Origin of the sequence: Serratia sp. PL17 (genome assembly GCF_017832355.1) — a bacterium.
In the GTDB taxonomy this organism is placed as follows: Bacteria; Pseudomonadota; Gammaproteobacteria; order Enterobacterales; family Enterobacteriaceae; genus Serratia.
Genome location: NZ_JAFIBY010000001.1, coordinates 1503459 through 1521450 on the forward strand (window position 1 = coordinate 1503459; position 17992 = coordinate 1521450).

Annotated in this window: 18 protein-coding genes; 12 read left to right on the forward strand and 6 right to left on the reverse strand. The window is 52.7% G+C overall.

Translation table 11 applies throughout. From position 1 onward, the window contains the following. The first annotated feature begins 16 nt into the window (after positions 1 to 16). Together JOE25_RS07225 and ogt are read left to right on the forward strand one after the other, a co-directional pair. Positions 17 to 328, forward strand: a complete 312-nt coding sequence (locus tag JOE25_RS07225; RefSeq protein WP_209633668.1) for a hypothetical protein — start codon at positions 17 to 19, stop codon at positions 326 to 328. Between the two features lie 218 nt (positions 329 to 546). After that, positions 547 to 1071 carry a methylated-DNA--[protein]-cysteine S-methyltransferase gene (ogt, locus tag JOE25_RS07230; RefSeq protein ID WP_209633670.1) on the forward strand — a complete coding sequence of 175 codons (525 nt, stop codon included), beginning with the start codon at positions 547 to 549 and terminating at the stop codon, positions 1069 to 1071. A 48-nt stretch (positions 1072 to 1119) separates the two neighbouring features. On the opposite strand, the gene JOE25_RS07235 is transcribed toward ogt, so the two are convergent. Further along, entirely contained in the window at positions 1120 to 1656 is a 537-nt protein-coding gene (locus JOE25_RS07235) for a glycine zipper family protein (protein WP_209633672.1), read from the reverse strand. Between the two features lie 18 nt (positions 1657 to 1674). After that, a complete protein-coding gene (locus JOE25_RS07240) occupies positions 1675 to 2034 on the reverse strand; it encodes a hypothetical protein (protein WP_209633674.1) in 360 nt (119 codons plus the stop codon). 415 nt (positions 2035 to 2449) lie between these two features. On the opposite strand from JOE25_RS07240, the gene JOE25_RS07245 reads away from it, so the two are divergent. Beyond that, a complete protein-coding gene (locus tag JOE25_RS07245; protein ID WP_012145310.1) occupies positions 2450 to 3214 on the forward strand; it encodes an FNR family transcription factor in 765 nt (254 codons plus the stop codon). Between the two features lie 127 nt (positions 3215 to 3341). Further along, positions 3342 to 4304: a universal stress protein UspE gene (uspE, locus tag JOE25_RS07250; protein ID WP_209633676.1), complete on the forward strand. Its 963-nt coding sequence runs from the start codon at positions 3342 to 3344 to the stop codon at positions 4302 to 4304. A 52-nt stretch (positions 4305 to 4356) separates the two neighbouring features. Here the strand turns inward: uspE and pntB are convergent, their stop codons facing one another. After that, a complete protein-coding gene (gene pntB, locus JOE25_RS07255; RefSeq protein WP_209633678.1) occupies positions 4357 to 5751 on the reverse strand; it encodes a Re/Si-specific NAD(P)(+) transhydrogenase subunit beta in 1395 nt (464 codons plus the stop codon). Between the two features lie 10 nt (positions 5752 to 5761). Further along, positions 5762 to 7291, reverse strand: coding sequence for a Re/Si-specific NAD(P)(+) transhydrogenase subunit alpha (gene pntA / locus JOE25_RS07260; protein WP_209633680.1), 1530 nt, complete (start codon positions 7289 to 7291; stop codon positions 5762 to 5764). A 539-nt stretch (positions 7292 to 7830) separates the two neighbouring features. Between pntA and ydgH the strand changes: the two genes are divergently transcribed. Together ydgH and JOE25_RS07270 are read left to right on the forward strand one after the other, a co-directional pair. After that, positions 7831 to 8781 (forward strand): DUF1471 family protein YdgH, encoded by a 951-nt coding sequence (gene ydgH / locus JOE25_RS07265; RefSeq protein ID WP_209633682.1) that lies wholly within the window; start codon positions 7831 to 7833, stop codon positions 8779 to 8781. Between the two features lie 244 nt (positions 8782 to 9025). Beyond that, positions 9026 to 10417: an amino acid permease gene (locus JOE25_RS07270; protein ID WP_209633685.1), complete on the forward strand. Its 1392-nt coding sequence runs from the start codon at positions 9026 to 9028 to the stop codon at positions 10415 to 10417. Between the two features lie 29 nt (positions 10418 to 10446). On the opposite strand, the gene JOE25_RS07275 is transcribed toward JOE25_RS07270, so the two are convergent. After that, a complete protein-coding gene (locus JOE25_RS07275) occupies positions 10447 to 10863 on the reverse strand; it encodes a hypothetical protein (protein ID WP_037415624.1) in 417 nt (138 codons plus the stop codon). A 126-nt stretch (positions 10864 to 10989) separates the two neighbouring features. Between JOE25_RS07275 and folM the strand changes: the two genes are divergently transcribed. The 6 genes from folM (at position 10990) to JOE25_RS07305 (ending at position 17162) form a co-directional block, all read left to right on the forward strand. Then, positions 10990 to 11712 carry a dihydromonapterin reductase gene (gene folM, locus JOE25_RS07280; protein WP_209633687.1) on the forward strand — a complete coding sequence of 241 codons (723 nt, stop codon included), beginning with the start codon at positions 10990 to 10992 and terminating at the stop codon, positions 11710 to 11712. Positions 11713 to 11786: 74 nt separating this feature from the next. After that, positions 11787 to 12512, forward strand: coding sequence for a two-component system response regulator RstA (gene rstA / locus JOE25_RS07285; protein WP_209634217.1), 726 nt, complete (start codon positions 11787 to 11789; stop codon positions 12510 to 12512). Next, positions 12509 to 13813, forward strand: coding sequence for a two-component system sensor histidine kinase RstB (gene rstB, locus JOE25_RS07290; RefSeq protein ID WP_209633689.1), 1305 nt, complete (start codon positions 12509 to 12511; stop codon positions 13811 to 13813). Before rstA ends, rstB begins: the two co-directional genes overlap by 4 nt. Positions 13814 to 13880: 67 nt before the next feature. Continuing rightward, on the forward strand, positions 13881 to 15380 hold the full coding sequence (locus JOE25_RS07295) for a carboxypeptidase M32 (protein WP_209633690.1): 1500 nt from the start codon (positions 13881 to 13883) through the stop codon (positions 15378 to 15380). 382 nt (positions 15381 to 15762) lie between these two features. Beyond that, positions 15763 to 16038 carry an acid resistance repetitive basic protein Asr gene (gene asr / locus JOE25_RS07300; protein WP_209633692.1) on the forward strand — a complete coding sequence of 92 codons (276 nt, stop codon included), beginning with the start codon at positions 15763 to 15765 and terminating at the stop codon, positions 16036 to 16038. Between the two features lie 302 nt (positions 16039 to 16340). Next, positions 16341 to 17162, forward strand: coding sequence for a serine protease (locus JOE25_RS07305; protein WP_209633694.1), 822 nt, complete (start codon positions 16341 to 16343; stop codon positions 17160 to 17162). Between the two features lies 1 nt (position 17163). Here the strand turns inward: JOE25_RS07305 and JOE25_RS07310 are convergent, their stop codons facing one another. Further along, positions 17164 to 17982, reverse strand: coding sequence for a helix-turn-helix transcriptional regulator (locus JOE25_RS07310; RefSeq protein ID WP_209633696.1), 819 nt, complete (start codon positions 17980 to 17982; stop codon positions 17164 to 17166). Positions 17983 to 17992: the final 10 nt, after the last annotated feature.

Below are 17992 nucleotides of genomic sequence, written 5' to 3' on the forward strand. Positions count from 1 at the left end.
AGAAGAGGAGTTAATAATGAAGCGTTCTCTTATCGTACTCGCACTTCTGGCCCTTATTCCCGCCACCTTACAGGCCGCCACAGGCTCCAGCCACCCTGTAGCCTCAGGCACCATTCGCTTTGTCGGAGAAATCACGTCGCCAGCCTGTAACATTAAACAGAGAAATGAAGAACTCGTTTCCAATTGCTTCGGCACAGGTTCAACAAACGGCAACGGCATTGTCACAACGTCATTAAACAATATGCCATCTGAATTGGTTTCTAATGTAACCACCGAATCAGTAAATAATGACCATCGATTAAAGAACATCACGATAAGCTACAAGTAACTCGTAGTGATGTTTATTGTTAACACTGTTTTAACTGATAAAATAATATTTGTATTTTATAAATTTATTTTATCACTTCGCACCCTGAACTATGCTCTGTTCACATCATTACGTTGAAATGGGCAACCCCCGGTTGCCCATCTTCATGTCCGAAATCCGCCATCGCTCCGCTGCATTTCATGTAATAATCTGCCCATCAAACGAGAGGAGTGATCAAAATGCAGACTTTTTTTATTGACCGTATGGCGACGCCAGTGGGCGAGCTGGTTTTGATTGCCGATGAGCAGGACCGCTTGCGCGCTATCGACTGGACCGAACACGAAGTACGCCTGATGAAGCTGCTGAACACACATTACCGGGCCGATCGTTTTCAACTGGTAGACAAGCACAATCCTGGCGGCCTGACTGACATCATGCAGCGGTATTTCTCCGGTGAGTTGGACGTGATCAACAGCGTGCCGGTAATGACAGCAGGTACAGAATTCCAGCGCACGGTGTGGCAGCAGCTGCGCCAGATCCCGTGCGGTGAGATCATTACTTACGGAGAATTGGCAAAGCGCATCGGTCGCCCAACGGCCTCCCGGGCGGTCGGTATGGCAAACGGCTCTAACCCAATCAGCATCGTGGTGCCTTGTCATCGTGTGATTGGTTCACAAGGTGCCTTGACCGGCTATGCCGGCGGTGTTCAGCGCAAAGCGTGGCTGTTGAAACATGAAGGGTATTTGCAAAACGATCTGCTTTAATCAGCCATTGGCGGGATATCACAGGAAAAGTGCGATATCCCGGCGCTATTAGCGTGGGACGTAATCCGGCGGTGCCCCGCGATCCGTTGGCGGTGGGTAATAGTCCGGCGGAACCGGTGAGGCTTGTTGCATATCCGCGCTGCCGTAGCCATAGGCCACCGGTACTTTATTGCCTTTGGCATACATACATTGGCTGTAGACCGTATCGTAGCGATCTTGCAAATCTCCAGAACTCTCCGACGCGCCGCCGCTGGCCATTGAACTGCCTACCAATAATCCACCGCCGGCACCAATAAGCGCCCCTGGCCCCGCATTACCCGATGCCGCACCGATTAATGCCCCCGCGGCCGCACCAACCAGCGTACCCGCTGCGGCAGTACCCGCCGCATTATTAGACGCGCTCTGGGCACCGCCATTCACGCTATTTTGCGCATAGCCGCGGCACATCGCCTCATCACGATTGAATTGTTCATAGCTTTTGCCTGTGCCCGGTAAAGCCATCACATCCGGACCGGTCGGCGGCGAAACGCAACCACACAGCCCGGCAGCCAAAGCCAGTAACGTAAAAACAGGAAAAAATTTCATCACTGATCCGCCTTAGAGTCACCGAGATGTCGGGCCATCTGTTACCACTTTCATCCAACCGTCAGGGCAACGTGCTACTTGCGGGTAATAGCCCGCGGGACGTCGGCAGTAGTACGCGTAATTGGGTGCCTTTTCTATGTAGTTTTGTGGCGGCGGCGGTGCTACATACACCACCGGCGGTGGCGCATAATAAACCGGAGGGGGTCCCCAAGGGATACCAATCACCACGTTGGGACCGTAGTACCCGTGGCCATAGTATCCGTGGCCATAATAACCATGACCGTAATAGCCATGCCCATAGTAGCCGTGTGCAAACGAGGCAGCGCTGGCCGACATCAATGCTCCGGCCGCCAGCATCAATAACATGACCTTTTTCATCATTCACTCCTGAATCTGATTGTCACCACACCCATAGTGAGCAAGATAACGCCACGGAGCGTTTTATCTGCGGCAACGATTGGGATGAATACGATCGGTTTTCGCCAGCAAATGTGTACAAATATTGACTTGATACGGCGGAAAGCACCTTGGATGAGCAGGGTTAAATATTGCTTACCTAAAAATCCGCGGTGTGGGCCTGACTTTCTCTTTCACCTGCGGTCACCAGCGCATCGGCAATCTGCCGGTGTAAGTAACAAATAAATCAAAACATTTCAGGTAACTACAGAATAATCGGCGGCATGGTCGCGTGAAATTCGCACAGAATGCCCCCGTTCTTATTAATGCCACCCTTATCACCTGCCGGAAAAGATGTTAAAATTGACGCATATCAATTATTGAATGAGCGTAATCTATGATCCCGGAAAAACGCGTGATTCGTCGTATCCAGTCTGGTGGTTGTGCGATCCATTGTCAGGATTGCAGTATCAGCCAGCTGTGTATTCCTTTTACTCTTAATGCCCATGAGCTAGACCAGCTCGACAACATTATCGAAAGGAAAAAGCCTATCCAGAAGGGCCAGACCCTGTTCAAGGCCGGCGATGAACTGAAATCGCTGTACGCTATCCGCTCCGGGACAATCAAGAGCTACACCATCACCGAACAAGGCGATGAGCAAATCACCGGCTTCCATCTGGCGGGCGATCTGGTGGGTTTTGATGCCATTGGCGGATTAAAACACCCGAGCTTTGCTCAGGCGTTGGAAACGTCCATGGTGTGTGAGATCCCTTTCGAAACGCTGGATGATCTCTCGGGTAAAATGCCGAATCTTCGCCAACAAATCATGCGTCTGATGAGCGGCGAGATTAAAGGCGATCAAGACATGATCCTGCTGCTGTCGAAGAAAAATGCCGAAGAGCGCCTGGCGGCGTTTGTCTACAACCTGTCACGTCGTTTTGCTGAACGCGGCTTTTCACCACGCGAGTTCCGCCTGACCATGACCCGTGGCGATATCGGCAACTATCTTGGCCTGACGGTAGAAACCATCAGTCGCCTGCTTGGGCGCTTCCAGAAAAGCGAGATCCTGAGCGTTAAAGGCAAATACATTACCATCGAAAACGTCGACGCCCTGTCGGTGTTGGCCGGTACGCCACGTATTAACGTGACCGTAAACGCCTGATCCTATGCTGGGTTAGTAATTCCACAGAATTATTGACCCAGCACAACCTCTGCTGCTGTTCTGTTTTTCAATGTTGGGTTACTCTGTAAATTGACAGACTGTTGATTTTCAGCTGTAAGGAGGCCCTATGGCGAAGTATCAGAATCTTCTGGTGGCTATTGACCCCAATCAGGATGACCAGCCGGCATTGCGTCGCGCGGTGTACCTGATAAAACGCAATGGCGGGCGCATTAAGGCCTTCCTGCCTATTTACGACTTCTCTTACGAGATGACGACCCTACTCTCTCCAGACGAAAGAACGGCGATGCGGCAAGGCGTTATTAGCCAACGTGCCGCATGGATCAACGAGCAATGCCGTTTTTACCTCGACGAAGGCGTTCCTATTGAAATCAAAGTGGTCTGGCATAACCGCCCTTATGAGGCGATTATTCAGGAGGTGATCGCCGGCAAGCACGATTTGCTGCTGAAAATGGCGCACCAACATGACCGCCTCGAATCCGTCATTTTCACCCCAACCGACTGGCATCTGTTACGCAAATGCCCTTGTCCAGTGTGGATGGTTAAAGATCAACCCTGGCAGGACGGCAGCAAAGCCGTGGTTGCCGTCAACCTGGCCAGTGAAGAGCCCTACCACGATCCGTTGAACATCAAGCTCGTCCAAGAAACGGTTGAGCTGGCGCACAATGTTAACCAAACGGAAGTTCATCTGGTCGGCGCCTACCCGGTTACCCCGATCAATATCGCCATTGAATTGCCCGATTTTGACCCCAGTGTTTATAACGACGCCATCCGTGGGCAACATCTGATCGCCATGAAGGCGCTAAGACAAAAGTTCTGCATTAACGAAGAATTTACCCACGTTGAAAAAGGCCTGCCTGAAGAGGTCATTCCCGATTTAGCGGAGCATTTACAGGCGGGTGTGGTGGTGTTGGGTACGCTAGGCCGTACCGGCATTTCTGCAGCCTTTATCGGTAACACGGCAGAACACGTGATCGATCATCTAAAATGCGATCTGTTGGTCATTAAACCGGATAACTTCAATTGCCCGATCGAAGCTGACGAAGACGACGAGCACGACGACGAAGATTGATGTTTGCCGCATAAAAAAACGGGCCTGATAGGCCCGTTTTTATTTGCTTCCGTTACGCCTGCAGCGCACGCAGTATCGCTTCCACACTCTCTTTGGCATCGCCAAACAGCATTTGAGTGTTCTCTTTAAAGAACAGCGGGTTCTGCACGCCGGCATAGCCGGTGTTCATTGAACGTTTAAAGGCGATGACGTTCTGCGCTTTCCACACTTCAAGCACTGGCATACCGGCAATTGGGCTGCGCGGATCTTCCAGCGCGGCTGGGTTCACCGTGTCATTAGCCCCGATCACCAACACGGTATCGGTATCGGCGAAATCGTCGTTGATTTCGTCCATCTCCAGCACCACGTCGTACGGCACCTTGGCTTCCGCCAACAGCACATTCATGTGCCCCGGCAAGCGCCCAGCGACGGGATGAATACCGAAGCGCACCTTGACACCACGTGCACGCAGTTTCTCGGTAATCTCCGCCACCGGGTATTGTGCCTGCGCGACAGCCATACCGTAGCCTGGGGTGATGATCACCGACGTGGAGTTCTTCAACTGCTCGGCCACGTCTTCCGCCGTGGTTTCGCGATACTCGCCCATTTCTTCCGCATTACCGGTCGACGAGCCGTCAGTCCCGAAACCACCGGCAATCACGCTGATAAACGAACGGTTCATCGCCTTGCACATAATGTAAGACAGAATGGCCCCTGAAGACCCCACCAACGCACCGGTCACGATCAGCAGATCGTTGCTCAGCATGAAGCCCGCCGCCGCCGCCGCCCAGCCAGAATAGGAGTTGAGCATCGACACCACCACGGGCATATCGGCACCGCCGATGGAAGCCACCAGATGCCAGCCAAACGCCAGCGCAATGGCAGTCATCAGCACCAATGCCACAGCCTGCCAGCCCACGCTGTCGGCACGAACGAACACCACCAGCAACAGGAAGGATACGACCAGTGCAGCCAGGTTCATTTTATGACGATTTGGCAGCGCCAGCGGTTTGGACGAGATAATGCCGCGCAGTTTACCGAACGCGACAATCGAACCGGTGAAGGTCACCGCACCGATAAAGATCCCGAGGAAGACTTCGGTCAGATGGATATTTTCCATCACCGGCTCCATCGGTGCGCCGTGATCCAGGTAGCTATTTAAACCCACCAGCACCGCCGCCAGGCCAACAAAGCTATGCAACACTGCCACCAACTCTGGCATTTCGGTCATTTCGACCTTTTTCGCCAGATAGACACCGATAGAGCCACCGATAATCATCGCAATGATTATCCAGCCTACGTTGCCGGAATCCGGCCCCAGGATGGTGGCGATCAGCGCAATGGCCATCCCGGCAACGCCGAACAGGTTGCCCCGTTTCGACGTTTCATGGCGCGACAGGCCTGCCAGACTGCAAATAAACAAAATAGCGGCAACAATGTATGCAGCTGTAACTAATCCTCCAGACATGTGTTACCCCTTAGTTCTTGCGGAACATCTTCAGCATGCGCTGAGTGACGGTGAATCCACCAAAAATATTGATGCTGGCGATCAGTACGGCGATAAAGGAGAGGAAACTCACCCAGCCACCGTGACCAATCTGTAATAACGCACCGACCACGATAATCCCTGAGATCGCATTGGTGACCGACATCAACGGGGTATGCAATGCATGGCTGACGTTCCACACCACGTAGTAACCCACCACGCAGGCCAGCGCAAACACGGTAAAGTGAGACAGGAACTCTTTCGGTGCGGCGTCAGCCAACCAGCCAAACAGAATAATCGCCAGCGCCATCAGGCCGTACTTCAGCCAAGGTGAAACCGGTTTTTCCACTGGTTTGGCGATCGGGGCCGCTGCCTGTGCCTGTTTAGGCTGGGCGGAGACCTGGATTGGCGGTGCCGGCCAGGTGACTTCGCCACTGCGCACCACGGTAACGCCGCGGATAACGGTATCGTCGAAGTCGACATCGATTTCACCGTTTTTCTCTTTCGACAGCAGCTTCAGCAGGTTGACCAGGTTGGTGCCATAAAGCTGTGAGGATTGGGTCGGCAGGCGGCTTGGCAGATCGGTATAACCTATGATTTTCACGCCGTTGTCAGTCACGGTGACGCGATCGGCGACGGTTAGCTCACAGTTACCGCCGTTTTGCGCAGCCAGATCGACAATCACGCTGCCTGGCTTCATCGACGCCACCATCTCTTTGGTGATCAACTTCGGCGCAGGTTTACCTGGGATCAAGGCGGTGGTCACAATAATGTCGACCTCGGCTGCCTGTGCAGCAAACAAGGCCATCTCGGCCTTGATGAAGGCCTCGGACATCACTTTGGCATAGCCGTCGCCGCTGCCCGCTTCTTCCTCAAAATCTAACTCGAGGAATTCCGCGCCCATGCTCTGCACTTGCTCTTTTACTTCCGGACGGGTATCAAAGGCGCGAACAATCGCCCCCAGACTACCTGCCGCGCCAATGGCCGCCAGACCCGCTACGCCAGCACCGATGATCATCACCTTGGCCGGTGGAACCTTACCGGCAGCGGTAATCTGGCCGGTGAAGAAGCGGCCAAATTCGTGTGCGGCTTCAACAATTGCCCGGTAGCCCGCGATATTGGCCATTGAGCTTAATGCATCCATAGATTGCGCACGTGAGATACGCGGTACCGAATCCATCGCCATCGCTGTGACATTGCGTGCAGCCAGCTTCGCGATCAATTCAGGATTTTGCGCTGGCCAAATAAAGCTGACCAGGGTGCTGCCCTCACGCATTAACGCGATTTCGTCCTCAAGCGGCGCGTTAACTTTCAAAATCAGATCTGACTGCCAGACATCGGCAGTATCGGTAATCGTCGCCCCTGCTGCTTCATAAGCGACATCGTCAAAGCTTGCCAGTTTACCCGCCCCGCTTTCGATCGCGACGGTAAAGCCCAGCTTCAGCAGTTGTTCCACCGTTTTCGGCGTTGCTGCAACCCGAGCTTCATTGGCCAACCGTTCTCTTGGTACACCAATACGCATAATGTTCCCTTCTCACCTGTCTTTGATGATGTTTATTATCTTCTACCCCATAGCGATGGCGCCGGCTGACAAGTTTTTTCTTAACCTTATCGGCAGCAAATTAAGGCGTCATCTATAACCTACTGAAAATATGATCGATGATCCATAATTGCTTACGTATTCAGGTCTGTTTTTACATAAAAATCTGGGCAACGTTATGACAAATCGCAATTTAAAGTTAAAAAGCCCGCTGGAATGCCGTTTTAACGGGCACATTGTGATTCTCTTTCACTGGATGACATCTGGCATCACGCGGCTGGAACGCATGAAAGTTATAAAATTGTGAATAATTAACACTTATGACATCAAAGGCTTTATTATTGAAACTTATGGTGATTCTGCACAAAATAATCGGCACTCACCTTTGTGGGATTTGTCTCATGGGATGACATAAAATGCTGAGACACTGGTCGAGATTACATGTAATAATCGGCGGCTGAATTACACCTAAACAGTTCAGCACGTTATAAACGTTAATGCGCTAGGCGAAAGGATTTTTTATGAAGCTGAAGAACACGATCATCGCATCAGCCTTGTTATCACTCACTGCCCTGTCTGCTCATGCAGCGCAAGAGTTAACTCCTGAAAAAGCAGCGGCGTTGAAGCCGTTTGATCGCATCACGATTACCGGCCGCTTTAATGCCATCAATGAAGCCGTTGATGCCGTTTCTCGCCGTGCAGACAAGCTGGGTGCAGACGCCTTCTACATTCAGGATAGCAATAACAGCAACAATGGCGGCAACTGGCGCGTCACCGCAGACCTTTATCATAAAGATGCGCCAGAAGTGAGCAAAGAGCCAAAATACCGCGTTATTAATGGCGTCACTGAACTGCCGAAAGAGCAAGCCTTCCTGCTGGAGCCTTACGATACGGTAAGCGTCAGCGGCTTCTACCGCAGCCAGCCAGACATCAACGATGCCATCACCAAAGAAGCGAAAAAGAAAGGCGCAGCCTCCTTCTTTATCGTGCGCCAGGTTGATGCCAACCAGGGGGGCAACCAGTTCATCACGGCTTACATTTACAAAGCCGATGCTCCTAAGCGTGTTGTTCAGAGCCCGGATGCGATCCCTGCCGACTCTGATGCCGGTAGAGCCGCGTTAGCTGCCGGTGGTGCTGCTGCTGCCAAGGTTGAAATCCCGGGCGTGGCATCTTCAGGTTCGCCAAGCCGCGACGTAGGCCGTTTCTTCGAGACGCAGTCTTCTACCGGTCAACGTTATACCGTCACGCTGCCAAATGGCACCAAGATCCAGGAAGTGAACAACGTGACTGCTGCGCAGATGGTGCCGTTTGATTCTGTGACCTTCACTGGCCACTTCAACAGCATGACTGACGTCTCCACCGAAGTGGCGAAACGTGCAGCCGAGAAAGGCGCCAAGTACTATCACGTGACCCGTCAGTGGCAGAACAAGAGCGGCGGCAACCTGACCGTCAGCGCCGACTTGTTCAAATAAGTTCCACTTTAAGGTTTACCATCGGGCAGCCATTGAGCTGCCCGTTTTTTTGTTGCATATCCCCTCACTCAATTGAATAGTTTTTTGTAAATTTCGCATATTCAATCATTGCATCCACACCGATCCATCCGTAAAATTTGCGCCAATTTTTAGGGCTATTGTCTATTTGTTCAGTAATTGCCATTACGTTGTTACTGCCAAGCAGTTCCCTCCCAGTTGTTTATTCTGCGTTCAGGATCCGTCATTGGAAAAAAAACTAGGTCTTACCGCGTTAACGGCATTGGTACTCAGCTCAATGCTGGGCGCCGGCGTTTTCAGCCTGCCGCAAAACATGGCGCAGGTCGCCAGCCCTGCAGCGCTGTTGCTGGGTTGGGCGATTACCGGCGTGGGCATCCTGTTCCTGGCTTTTGCCATGCTGTTACTTACCCGCTTACGGCCTGATCTGGACGGCGGTATCTTCACCTATGCGAAAGAAGGTTTCGGTGAGCTGGTGGGTTTCTGTTCTGCCTGGGGTTACTGGCTATGTGCGGTGATTGCCAACGTTTCTTATCTGGTGATCGTGTTCGCTGCACTGAGTTTATTCACCGATCGCGGCGGCGAGGTCATTCTGGGTGACGGTAATACCTGGCAGGCACTGTTGGCCGAGTCTGTGCTGCTGTGGATCGTGCATGCATTGGTGTTACGCGGCGTACAAACGGCCGCCAGCATCAATCTGGTCGCAACGTTGGCCAAGTTGTTGCCCCTGGGAATGTTCGCCGTCTTGGCGGCGATAGCGTTCAACATGGATGTGTTTACCCTGGATTTCCACGGCGTCGCGCTGGGTAAACCCGTGTGGGAACAAGTAAAAAACACCATGCTGATTACCCTGTGGGTATTTATCGGGGTAGAAGGTGCCGTGGTGGTTTCGGCGCGGGCACGTCATAAAAAGGATGTCGGCCGTGCCACCATGCTCGCGGTGATTTCTGCGCTGGCCGTGTATTTGCTGGTCACGCTGCTATCCTTGGGTGTTGTACCACGCAGTGAATTAGCCGAGATGCGCAACCCGTCCATGGCCGTGCTGATGGTTGATTTGATTGGTCCCTGGGGTGATGTGATCATCGCTGCCGGATTGATCGTGTCAGTCTGTGGCGCCTACCTGAGCTGGACAATCATGGCCGCCGAAGTGCCGCTTCTGGCCGCACAACATGGTGCCTTCCCCAAAATATTCCGTAAGCAAAATAAGAATCACGCGCCGTCAGCGTCCCTTTGGCTGACCAACATTGCGGTACAGTTCGCTCTGGTGTTGATTTGGCTCACAGGCAGCAACTACAACTCCTTGCTGACTATCGCGTCAGAAATGATTCTGGTGCCCTATTTCCTGGTCGGCGCCTTCCTGTTCAAGGTGGCAATCCGTCGTCAGGATAAACGCCTGATGTTCGCTGCGACAGGTGCCTGCTTGTATGGGATTTGGCTGCTTTACGCATCAGGATTGATGCACTTGCTGATGTCGGTTCTGTTATATGCACCGGGGTTATTGGTATTCATCTATGCCAGACATGGGCATGATGACGTCAAGCTGCTGAATCAACTGGAAAAAGGCAGTATTCTACTCTTGCTGGTGGCAACGGTGCCGGCGGGCTGGTTTATGCTGCAATAAGTCGTGTATGACCGGGTGGGACCACCCGGTTAATTACCTTGGGAGATGCGCAGACTGATCGTCATGCGTTCTTCAACCTGAGAAATGATAACGCCCTCGACACACTCTTGTTGAATGGTCGCCAATTGCTGCGTATCCAATGCATACGGCAATTTAATCTCAAATACCGCCAAGCCCTGCTGCTGAGCCAGATCTATCAGGCGTACAATATTGGCTTCGTCGCTGACCTGGGTGGACACGACCTGCAACGCCAACGCCTTCAAATGCTCTTTCCGCGTTTGTGTGGCACTTGCCTGAGACTTCAATACCATGCCAAAAAATGGCATCACACCGTAGATTGCATCAACAAATCGCCAGTGCTTCTTGCACGATGCAGACAGAAATTCCATGTAATCAAAGCAGATTTTTTCACTGCGGGCGACGGGTGCAAGGTGACTGCTGTTCATCCCTTCCTCTCATTGCCTGGGTATTACATCCTGAAATGGATAATCGATGCGAAGCTTTAACGAATTTCCGCCGTATAATGGCATAATTCCCCTATTGTTTGCCAGTCTGTCCAGGAGCTTTAATCAATGGAACATCACAACTCAGCCCCGGTGCTGATAACAGGCGGCGCACGCCGGATTGGTCTGGCACTGGCCAAGTCATTCTTGCAACGCGATATTCCCGTTATCATTGCCTATCGCAGTGACTACCCGGCGTTGAACGAGCTGAAAGGACTGGGGGCAATCTGCATTCAGGGGGATTTTTCAACGCACGACGGTATCTACCTTTTTGCCGAGCAAGTCCGTCTAATCGCGCCTAAACTGCGTGCCGTGATCCACAACGCCAGTGCCTGGCAGGCAGAGTCGCCAGAAGTACCGCCAGAGCAAGTCATGGCAGCGATGTTGCAAATTCACGTTTACACGCCTTATCTACTGAATCAATTACTGGAACCCTGCCTGCTGGGTCAGGGACAAGCCGGGGCGGATATTATCCACCTGACCGACTATGTGGTGGAAAAAGGCAGCGATAAACACATTGCCTATGCGGCCAGTAAGGCTGCATTGGACAACATGACGCGCTCATTTGCCCGCAAGCTGGCACCAGAAGTTAAAGTGAACGCCATCGCGCCGGCGCTGATTATTTTCAATCCAGGCGACGATGAGCCTTATCGTCAACAGGCACTGGCAAAGTCACTGATGAAAATCGCCCCCGGCGAGAGTGAAGTGGTTAACCTGGTGAACTACTTGCTCAGCAGTCGTTATGTCACAGGCCGTACCCACGGCGTTGATGGCGGACGTCCGCTGCGCTAGCACAAAGATCTGCATGGCGTATCGCGGAACCCCGCGTTATGCTGAACGCCGTTATTCTGATAAAACCGCTGAATATGCATAAAATTGTTTTTGTAGAAGACGATCCTGAAGTCGGCAAGCTGATTGCCGCCTATCTGGGCAAACACGACATTGAAGTGTTGATTGAGCCGCGTGGCGACAGTGCGCAGGCACGCATCGAGCTGGAGCAGCCGGATCTGGTCCTACTCGACATTATGTTGCCTGGTAAGGACGGCATGACGCTGTGTCGCGATCTGCGTCCGACCTTCCCTGGCCCGATCGTCCTGCTTACCTCACTCGACAGCGACATGAACCATATCTTCTCCCTGGAAATGGGCGCCAATGATTACATCTTGAAGACCACACCGCCTGCGGTGTTACTGGCACGGCTGCGACTGCACCTGCGTCAGCACAGTAATCAACCCAAGGAAGAGTCGAGCCAGCCGATCACTCAGCACAATGCGTTGCACTTTGGGCTGTTGTGCATCGACCCGGTCAACCGTCAAGTGACGCTGGGCGAAGAGACCATCACCCTTTCCACCTCAGATTTTGATCTGCTGTGGGAATTAGCCACTCACGCAGGTCAAATCATGGATCGTGAAGCCTTGTTGCAGAACCTGCGCGGCGTGAGCTACGACGGCCTTGATCGCAGTATAGACGTGGCCATTTCGCGCCTGCGTCGCAAACTCTATGACAATACCCTTGAGCCATTCCGCGTAAAAACCGTGCGCAACAAAGGCTACCTGTTCGCTCCGAACGCCTGGGAGTTCGTGCAGCAATGAGAAAGCTCTTTGTCCAATTCTTCCTCTTGCTTTTCGTGTGCTTCCTGGTGATGGCAATGCTGGTTGGGCTGGTGTACAAAGTCACCGCCGAACGCGCCGGTCGCCAGTCGATGGACGATTTGATGAAGAGCTCCCTATACCTGATGCGCAGTGAGCTGCGGGAAATTCCACTGAAAGACTGGAATAAAACCATTGCGACGCTGGACTTAAATCTGTCGTTCAAGCTACACATCGAACCCCTCGGTAAACAGGATCTGAGTGAGGATCTGAAGAAACGGCTTCGCCTTGGGGAGATCATCGCCCTCGACGATCAATACACGTTTATGCAACGCATTCCGCGTAGCCACTACGTGCTGGTTGTCGGTCCCATACCCTATTTGTTCTATCTGCATCAGATGCGGCTGCTGGATTTGGCACTGCTGGTGTTTATAGGCATGTCGCTGGCGTTACCGGTTTTCCTGTGGATGCGACCGCACTGGCAAGATTTGCTCAAGCTTGAAAACGCGGCTCAGCGACTCGGCGCCGGGCATCTTGACGAGCGCACCCATTTTGACCCAACGTCCAGTCTGAACCGGCTGGGGGTGGCGTTTAACCAGATGGCGGATAACGTCAATACCCTGATCGCCAGCAAGAAGCAGTTGATCGACGGTATCGCTCATGAATTGCGCACACCGCTGGTTCGTCTGCGCTACCGACTGGCAATGAGTGAAAACCTGTCAGATAGCGAACAGCAAGCCCTGAACCGCGACATCGGCCAGTTGGAGTCGCTGATCGACGAGCTGCTCACCTATGCACGGCTTGACCGTCCGCAGGTCGGACTCAATATTGAACCGCTCGATTTACCCAAGTGGCTGGAAGATAAGGCTGACGATCTGCGCCTAATCCACCCTGAACGTGAAATAGAGCTGGATATCCCCCATACCGGTGATTTTGGTGGCGTTGATTTGCGGTTGATGGAGCGGGTGCTGGATAATCTGGTAAACAATGCGCTGCGCTATTCCGAACAACGCCTGCGTATCGGCTTGTGGTTTGATGGTGACAACGCCTGTCTCCAGGTAGAAGACGACGGGCCTGGCATTCCGCCGGAAGAACGAGAGCGGGTATTCGAACCCTTTGTCCGTCTGGATCCAAGCCGTGATCGCGCCACGGGTGGCTGTGGGCTGGGGCTGGCCATTGTCCACTCTATTGCTGTCGCCTATCAGGGCCAGGTTTACGTCGATGCCAGTTCTCTCGGCGGTGCTTGCTTCCGCTTCTGTTGGCCGGTCAAACCCAATTTCAATTTAAAAGCAGACCCGGTGTAACCCTGCCTACGCAATTGCTTGAAAGGCCTGGAGGGTTCTCCGGATTACAATAATATGGAGCTAAACGATGACATCTGCACATACCCCTTCACCTTCATATGACGAGCTACGCGCCCTTTTCACCCGGTTGTCGCGTTTCGGTCACCTGTCAGCCATTGCCGGTTGGGACATGCAAACCATGATGCCATCGGGCGGCAGTAAAGCGCGCTCAGAAGCACTGGCGGAACTGAGTGTCTTGCAACATCAAATTTTGACGGCAGAAAAAACCGGTCGCCTGTTTGAACGTGCCCAACAAGAAACACTTGATGACATCGATCAGGCCAATCTGTTGGAAATGCGCCGCCAATATGACAACGCAGTGCTGGTGCCTGAGTCATTGGTTGAAGCCAAATCGCTGGCGGGTGCACGCTGTGAACACGCCTGGCGCGCCCAACGTCCGGCCAATGATTGGGACGGCTTTTCAGAAAACCTGCGTGAAGTGGTCAAACTGAGCCGCCAGGAAGCACAGATCCGTGCTGAAGCGGCAGGTTCCAGCCGTTATGACGCCTTGCTGAACCTGTACGAGCCGGGTATGCGCAGCAGCGATATTGACCGCATCTTTGGCGATCTGAAAACCTGGTTGCCTGACCTGCTGCAAAAAGTGGTGGCCAAACAGGCTCAGGAACCCTGCCTTATTCCGCAAGGCCCGTTTAATGTCGATACCCAACGCCAACTGAGTTTGAGCGTGATGAAACTGCTCGGCTTTAACTTTGATGGTGGCCGCGTGGACGTCAGTGCACACCCATTCTGCGGCGGCGTTCCGGAAGATGTGCGCATTACCACTCGCTACAACGACAAAGAATTTCTGACGGCCCTGCTCGGTATTGTGCATGAGACTGGCCATGCCCGTTATGAGCAAAATCTGCCGCGTGAATGGCTGGGTCAGCCCGTAGCACAAGCGCGTTCTACCGCTATTCATGAATCGCAGAGTTTGTTGTTTGAAATGCAATTGGCTCGCAGTAGCGACTTTCTCAAGATTCTGCGTCCACTGATCATCAAACAATTCGGTGAGCAACCGGCACTGGAAGAAAATAACTTCATCCGCCTCAACCAACGCGTGAAACCCGGTCTGATTCGTGTAGACGCTGATGAGGTGAGCTACCCGGCCCACGTGATCCTGCGTTATGAGATCGAGAAAGCCTTGGTCGAAGGCGACATTGAAGTGGAAGACATTCCAGCGCTGTGGGGCGAAAAAATGCACCGCTACCTTGGTTTGGATACTGTCGGTAATTATCGGAATGGTTGTATGCAAGATATCCACTGGACCGACGGTGCCTTCGGTTACTTCCCGACTTACACTCTCGGTGCCATGTATGCAGCGCAGCTTTTCCAGACCATCGGCAAAGCGCTACCTACACTGAACAATGATATCGCCGAAGGCAACCTGACCCCACTGTTCCAGTGGCTGAAGCATAATATTTGGCGTCACGGCAGCCGCTTCCCTACCGATACACTGATCACCAATGCAACCGGTGAACCCTTGAATCCAAGCTACTTCCGTAAGCATCTGGAAAGCCGCTACCTGTAATGCATTCCCCAGGCACGGCTAACCCCGTGCCTTTTTTCCCCTGTTTGACCGTCATTGCGTCATAACGCACTGTCCCTACTTGCGACACCTTGGTTACAGAGTGGAGTTTGGCTACTCACTTAATGTATGTTGTAACTAAAATAAGATTAAGTGATAACCGCCGCAAAGGTGTATATCCGCTCATTTATCATCGCCATTCGCGCCAGACAGCGCATACGCCGGTTGATATTCGCCCCGCCATCCGGGCCCCAAAAACCACGATGTACATTAGGTTACACGCCGAAACCAATCACTCACGGAAAGCATTACGCTGTTTGCCTACTATCTTAACACCGGCCCCGCAGTGGGCTTGATACATGATGAGTAACTTGAGGAATCAACAATGAAAAAAGTATTAGCTCTGGTTGTTGCCGCTGCAATGGGTCTGTCTTCTGTTGCTTTCGCTGCTGACGCTGCCACCACCACGACCGCTACCACCACCATGGCTGCACCGGCCAAAACAACTCACGTGAAAAAACATCACGCGAAGAAAGCACCGGTACAAAAAGCACAGGCGGCTAAAAAGCACCACAAAGCCACAGCCAAAAAAGCCCCTGCTCAGAAAGCACAGGCTGCCAAAAAACACCACAAAAAATCCAGCCATAAAAAAGCTGCGTAACAGCAATCTGATGTGAGGCTCCCCTCACCAGTCCAGGCTTGAGTTTTCCAACACCCGGTTCGCCGGGTGTTTTTTCATCGGGGGTTCTCATCATGCTGCGTCGCTACTTATTTGAAATTATTTTGGCCACTCTGATCCTCTGCGGACTGATCGCCGCCTTTTTTTATCTGTAGCTGCACAGCCTTTCTGGATTAGAAATTATTGAAAAATCAATCACTGCCCATCCACACGGCAACGAAATCAGTCTATAGTTACCATTCAGTGTGTTTATGGATGACCCGTATTTTCCAGGCAAGAAACTTATGCGCATAACCGTTTTGCTGTTGCTGTGCTCATTTCCGCTCGCACTTTCCCTCTCAGCTCGGGCTGATAGCCCATCCGACGCGTCGGCTGCTGAGCAAACCCGCCTATTTTTTGGCAAAGATGAACGCGTTAAGGTCACTGAAAACGACGGTTGGCCGTGGCAGGCGATTGGGCAAGTGGAAACCGCCAGCGGTAACCTGTGCACCGCCACGCTTATTTCCCCTCATTTGGCACTTACTGCCGGTCATTGTGTACTGGCACCTCCGGGCCAACTGGACAAAGCTATCGCGCTGCGTTTTGTTGCCGGTAATAAAACGTGGAAATACCAAACGAGCAATATTGAAACGTTAGTTGACCGCAAGCTGGGCAAAAAGCTCAAACCTGACGGTGATGGCTGGATTGTTCCCCCCGCGGCGGCAGCTTATGATTTTGCGCTGATTCGCTTGAAGGATAAAAATACCTTGCCGATTAAACCGCTGCCACTGTGGCAAGGCGACAGCAAGGCGCTGACCCAAGCGATGAAACAAGCCAAACGCTTAATTACTCAGGCGGGGTATCCGGAAGATCATTTGGACGACCTTTATAGTCACCAAAACTGTAAAGTGACAGGTTGGGCCCAGCAAGGTGTTCTGTCGCATCAGTGCGATACACTCCCTGGCGATAGCGGCTCTCCGTTACTGCTGAAAACGGCCGATGGGTGGTCGTTGATCGCCATTCAAAGCTCCGCACCGGCGGCTAAAGATCGTTACCGTGCCGATAACCGAGCGCTGGCCGTCACCGGCATTCGTGATGCGCTCGACGCATTGGCAGCCGGAAAGTAAGCTATTCCCCTCCGGCGTGGGTCTCCGCGCCGGTTGTTTCTCTTTCGTCTCCTTTCATAAACCGCTTGGGTGTCGTGCCGGTAAACTGGCGGAAGAAAGCGATAAAGGCACTGTCGCTGGAAAAACCCAAACGCTGCGCCACTGAACTGACCGACGGCATTTCCGCCAACAGCGCTATCGCCCGCATCAACCGCCATTGCTGACTCCATTGTTGATAACTCAGCCCAGTCTCGCGCTGGAAAATACGCGTTAGCGTTTTGGCGTGCAAATTCAGTTGCTGTGCCAATACACTCAACCCCGGTAATTCATCGTGCCTATCGAGATCCTCCAGCCAAAGGGCCAGACGAGAGTCGCATGGCAGTATCAGGCCGGTACTCTCAAGTCGCGCCATATGCAGTTCGTTAACCAGTACCGGCACCAGATCTCGTGCTGACGGGCATTCAATAACCTGGTTGAGTGGCCAGTAAGCGATACGCTCAATCACCGCGGCCAGCAAAGGATTGGCCGCCAGTATTGCACACTCATGCGACATGTTGGGCGCTAACGCAGGCTCCAGATAGATCGAGCGATAGGCTACCTGTCCGTGCAGTTGAACCCGATGCCGGATACCACCGGGGATCCACAAGCAACGCATTGGCGGCAAAATCAGCCAACGGTCGGCCAGCGTCACCGTCATGCATCCACGTGCGGCATACAGCAACTGCGCACGTCGATGTTCATGCTCTTCAGAATCATGTTTGGCCAATTCCGCTGCAATCCCCAGCAACGGGGCCGGCAGAATATCAGGGTCAAACACATCCTGCTGGGTAATGAATGCCATCGAATTGTCT

What these genes read in the sequence shown, in the direction of transcription:
- JOE25_RS07225 (WP_209633668.1), top strand. Translation starts at nt 17, where the DNA reads ATGAAGCGTTCTCTTATCGTACTCGCACTTCTGGCCCTTATTCCCGCC.
- ogt (WP_209633670.1), top strand. Translation starts at nt 547, where the DNA reads ATGCAGACTTTTTTTATTGACCGTATGGCGACGCCAGTGGGCGAGCTG.
- JOE25_RS07235 (WP_209633672.1), bottom strand. Translation starts at nt 1,656, where the DNA reads ATGAAATTTTTTCCTGTTTTTACGTTACTGGCTTTGGCTGCCGGGCTG.
- JOE25_RS07240 (WP_209633674.1), bottom strand. Translation starts at nt 2,034, where the DNA reads ATGAAAAAGGTCATGTTATTGATGCTGGCGGCCGGAGCATTGATGTCG.
- JOE25_RS07245 (WP_012145310.1), top strand. Translation starts at nt 2,450, where the DNA reads ATGATCCCGGAAAAACGCGTGATTCGTCGTATCCAGTCTGGTGGTTGT.
- uspE (WP_209633676.1), top strand. Translation starts at nt 3,342, where the DNA reads ATGGCGAAGTATCAGAATCTTCTGGTGGCTATTGACCCCAATCAGGAT.
- pntB (WP_209633678.1), bottom strand. Translation starts at nt 5,751, where the DNA reads ATGTCTGGAGGATTAGTTACAGCTGCATACATTGTTGCCGCTATTTTG.
- pntA (WP_209633680.1), bottom strand. Translation starts at nt 7,291, where the DNA reads ATGCGTATTGGTGTACCAAGAGAACGGTTGGCCAATGAAGCTCGGGTT.
- ydgH (WP_209633682.1), top strand. Translation starts at nt 7,831, where the DNA reads ATGAAGCTGAAGAACACGATCATCGCATCAGCCTTGTTATCACTCACT.
- JOE25_RS07275 (WP_037415624.1), bottom strand. Translation starts at nt 10,863, where the DNA reads ATGAACAGCAGTCACCTTGCACCCGTCGCCCGCAGTGAAAAAATCTGC.
- folM (WP_209633687.1), top strand. Translation starts at nt 10,990, where the DNA reads ATGGAACATCACAACTCAGCCCCGGTGCTGATAACAGGCGGCGCACGC.
- rstA (WP_209634217.1), top strand. Translation starts at nt 11,787, where the DNA reads ATGCATAAAATTGTTTTTGTAGAAGACGATCCTGAAGTCGGCAAGCTG.
- rstB (WP_209633689.1), top strand. Translation starts at nt 12,509, where the DNA reads ATGAGAAAGCTCTTTGTCCAATTCTTCCTCTTGCTTTTCGTGTGCTTC.
- JOE25_RS07295 (WP_209633690.1), top strand. Translation starts at nt 13,881, where the DNA reads ATGACATCTGCACATACCCCTTCACCTTCATATGACGAGCTACGCGCC.
- asr (WP_209633692.1), top strand. Translation starts at nt 15,763, where the DNA reads ATGAAAAAAGTATTAGCTCTGGTTGTTGCCGCTGCAATGGGTCTGTCT.
- JOE25_RS07305 (WP_209633694.1), top strand. Translation starts at nt 16,341, where the DNA reads ATGCGCATAACCGTTTTGCTGTTGCTGTGCTCATTTCCGCTCGCACTT.
- JOE25_RS07310 (WP_209633696.1), bottom strand. Translation starts at nt 17,982, where the DNA reads ATGGCATTCATTACCCAGCAGGATGTGTTTGACCCTGATATTCTGCCG.